This is a genomic window from Streptomyces glaucescens (assembly GCF_002154375.1).
GTDB lineage: Bacteria > Actinomycetota > Actinomycetes > Streptomycetales > Streptomycetaceae > Streptomyces > Streptomyces glaucescens.
Window position 1 is genome coordinate 1 of record NZ_MUND01000972.1, and the last position, 3,483, is coordinate 3,483.

General features: G+C 76.6%; 2 protein-coding genes and 2 pseudogenes. 1 reads left to right on the top strand and 3 read right to left on the bottom strand.

All coding sequences use genetic code 11. The features are described from left to right. Positions 1 to 14 precede the first annotated feature (14 nt). Positions 15 to 386 (top strand): annotated as a pseudogene (locus CCN42_RS39850) (L,D-transpeptidase); the annotation flags it as partial. A 217-nt stretch (positions 387 to 603) separates the two neighbouring features. Here the strand turns inward: CCN42_RS39850 and CCN42_RS42360 are convergent. The 3 genes and pseudogenes from CCN42_RS42360 to CCN42_RS39865 all read right to left on the bottom strand — a co-directional run. Further along, on the bottom strand, positions 604 to 1,782 hold the full coding sequence (locus tag CCN42_RS42360) for a hypothetical protein (protein WP_143662221.1): 1,179 nt from the start codon (positions 1,780 to 1,782) through the stop codon (positions 604 to 606). Next, on the bottom strand, positions 1,782 to 2,453 hold the full coding sequence (locus CCN42_RS39860; protein ID WP_086173750.1) for an RNA polymerase sigma factor: 672 nt from the start codon (positions 2,451 to 2,453) through the stop codon (positions 1,782 to 1,784). Before CCN42_RS39860 ends, CCN42_RS42360 begins: the two co-directional genes overlap by 1 nt. Before the next feature lie 391 nt (positions 2,454 to 2,844). Continuing rightward, positions 2,845 to 3,483: pseudogene (locus tag CCN42_RS39865) on the bottom strand (hypothetical protein); the annotation flags it as partial.

Below are 3,483 nucleotides of genomic sequence, written 5' to 3' on the forward strand. Positions count from 1 at the left end.
CTTGCTGATGCACAGCACCCGACCCGCGCTGCCTGACCGGGCGGGTGCTGTGCATCAGCAAGTCGAGCCGGACGCTGCGCTGGATGATCGACGGGCGGACGGTGACGACCCTGCCGGTCCGCTTCGGCTCGGAGTACACCCCGACCCGCGAGGGCGAGTTCGAGGTCTACTGGAAGTCCCGCCACCACCACTCCACGCTCTACGACGCGCCGATGCCGTACGCGATGTTCTTCAGCGGCGGCCAGGCGGTGCACTACTCCGCGGACTTCGCCGCGCGCGGCTACGCGGGCGCCTCGCACGGCTGTGTCAACGTGCGGGACGAGACGGCGATCGCGGAGGTGTTCGCCCAGGTGCGGACCGGTGACAAGGTCGTCGTCCACTGGTGAGGCGTACGGCGGTGCCGCGGGGTGAGGGGATTGCGGGGCGCGGGCGGGACCGGGGGAACGTGTCCCGCCCGCGCCGTGTGCACGAGCCGTGGGTACGGGGGGAACCCCGGCTCCGTGCGACGGCCGATGACCAGTCGGCTCACTCAGTACTGCGCCCCGGCGGCCGAAAACGTCACACCCCTCCGGAAAAATCTTGAGAGAGAGAAGAAACCGCAGGTCAGCGCGTTGTGTAGGGCGGGGTGAAGGAGGGTTCCGGGGACGCGGCCGTCCGCACCTCGCGGTGCGCGGGGCCGGGCGCGTCCTGTCCGGCGGCGGGCCGGCCGGCGCCGGAGTGACCCTGACCGTTGCCGTTGCCTCCGGCGTGACCGTTGCCGCCGCCCGAGTGACCCTGGCCGTTGCCGCCGGGGCGGCCTATGCCGTTCCCGCCGTCGGCGCCTTTGCCGTCCCCGTTGCCCTTGCCGTCGTCGTTGCCCTTGCCGTCCCCGTCACCGCCCGCGCCGCCGTTGCCGTTGCCGTTGCCGCCGTTGGCGTTGTCGCCCTTGCCCTGGCCCTGTCCAGACGCGGCGGATTCGCCGGAGGAGCCGCCGGTGGATCCTGAGTCGGCCTTCGTGTTCCGCAGCACGCCGTCGCAGTAGCGGTCCACCCGGGCGGAGCCGCCCGCCGCCCCCTCCAGGGCGCGGCGGCGGTCGGCCTCCAGCCCGCGCCCGTCCCGCAGGGCCCGGCAGGACGAGGCGATCTCCGTCCAGGACCGGCCCGCCCCGCCGGACGGGCCGGACCCGCCCTCGGGACCCCGGTCCCGGTCGCGGGCGTCCTCCTCGGCCACGTCACGCGAGGGCCGGCCGCCGTCGGGCACGACCGAGCCGCCGGCCCCGCCGTGCGTGCCCTCCGGGGTCGGGGTGGCGAGCGGGCGGCCCGAGGGCGCGGCGGCCGACACCGAGGCGCCGGGGCGCGGGCGGGAGTCGTCGAAGGGTGTCGGCAGCGCTCCGGTTCCGGCCGCGAAGGCGACCCCGCCGACCATGCCGGCGGCCAGCGCGGCGGCCAGTCCGAGGCGCAGCGCGCGGGGCCGGCGCGGGCGGCGGCCGTTCGCGCCGCGGTCGCCCGCGCGGGCGCCGATACGGATCAGCCCGGCGTCGGCCGGGCGCGTGCGGTCGGGGTCGGCGAGCGCCGCGCGCTCCTCGTCGCGCTCCGCGCGGACCTTGCGGAAGGCGGCCAGCGCGGCGGCCTCTCCGGGGAGTTCCTCGCTGGTCGGCGGGGGTGGGGCGGAGAGTGCGCCGAGCGCTTCGGCGAGCCGTTCGGCCTGGTCCCGGGCGGCGGGGTCGACGGCGTCCGGTGACTCGCCGCGCAGCAACCGCTCCGCTGTCTCACGGTCCAGCCACCTGTACTGCTCGTCGGCCATCACATGTCCTTCTGCGTCCGCGCGCGCGTATGCGTCACACTCGCGGACGTCACCGCGCGCCCGCGCGGTTCTCGCTGAGGTGGCAGGGCGTCGAGCACCCCGGCCGATTCCGGATCGCCGCCGGGCTCGCCCAGCAGCTCGGCCAGCCGCTTCAGCCCGCGGTGCGCCGCCGTGCGGACCGCGCCGGCCCGCTTGCCCAGCGTCTCGGCGGCGGTCTTGGCGTCGAGGCCGACGACCACGCGCAGCACGACGGCCTCGGCCTGGTCCTGCGGGAGCCGGGCGATCAGGGAGAGGGTGCGGTCGGTGGCCAGCGACTCGATGGCCTCGCCGGCGGTGTCGGACTCGGCGGGCTTGCCGGTCAGTTCGGTCTCGTCGCCGCCGATGGCGGGGCGGCGGCCGCGCATGCGTATGTGGTCCAGGGCGCGGTTGCGGGCGATCCGGGCGGCCCAGCCGCGGAAGCGGTCCGCGTCGCCGCTGAACCGTTCGAGGTCCCTGGCTATCTGCAGCCAGGCCTCGGACGCCACGTCCTCGGCGTCGGGTTCGCCGACCAGCGTCCGTACGTATCCGAGCAGCCGCGGGTGCACCGCGCGGTACACGGTACGGAACGCGGTCTCGTCCCCGTCCTGTGCCGCAAGCACCGCTGCCGTCAGCTCGGCGTCGTCCCCCAGCACCGCACTCCCTCTGCGCCTCACCGGCGCCGCTTTCGCGCGGGCGTCTGCCACGTTCGCTCTGTCTTCCCCTGGCCGCGGTCCGGTGCGAATGGCACGTTACGACCTGAAACCGCTCCCCGTCCATGTCCACGGGAGTTACGTAGAAGATGCAACTAACTCGTGACGCGACCTTGCCCGGACCGGGTCCTGGCGGGGTGGGCGCGGGTGCGAAAGCCGGGGTGTGACACGAGACGCCCCGTTGGCGCTGTAGGAAGTACGGGTCGCCGCGCGGCCCGTGCCGCGCGACGGCCGGGGCCTCTCCTGTGGGGGGTGGCGGCCCCGGCCGTTGCCTTGGCGGCCTTCGCGGAGCCCGCGGGTGGAGAAGACACACCCGCCGAGGCCCGCCGATCCCTCAGTTCCGGCCCGGCTGCTTTCCGGTGTCCCGGTCCGGCCTGTGCTCCTCGGCCTGGCTGCCGGGGTCCGCCGGACGGGCCGTCGGGGTGACCGGCGCGGCCGGCGCGGCCGGGTTCCCCCGGCTCTCCGGGCTCCCGGGGTTCGCGGGACTCCCGGGGTCCCTCGGGTCCGCCCGGTCGTCCGTCCGCCGTCGCGCGCAGTACCCGGAGACCTCCTCCGGGCCGTCCGCCGCCGCGATCAGCCGCTCCCAGGCCTGTGCCGCCATCGCCCGGCCGCGGCCCCCGGCCCGCTCGTAGGCGCGGCAGTGGGCCTCGATGTCCGCCGCGGTCAGCGGGTGGGCCGGCCGCGCGGGACCGGTGCCGGAGGCCCGGCCGGCCGGCCGGTCGGCGCGCGGGGCCGGGGCGCTGCCGGACGGGGCGGTGCGGCGGCGGTCCTCGGCGGGCTCCTGCGGGGCGGAGCCGCCCGAGCCGATCCCGGCGACCGCGACGCCGCCCAGGGTGAGGCTCGCGGCGAACAGCGAGAACGCGGTCTTCATCGAGCGGGCCGACCAGCGCTGCCCGCCGGGCCGCCCGGGAGACCGGGGCGCACCAGGCCCGTACCCGGCGCCGGGACGACTGGCGGCCCGGCGGGCAGCGCT

Bases quoted from the DNA above. Each gene is read 5' to 3' on its own strand.
- CCN42_RS42360 (WP_143662221.1), bottom strand. From the start codon at position 1,782: ATGGCCGACGAGCAGTACAGGTGGCTGGACCGTGAGACAGCGGAGCGG.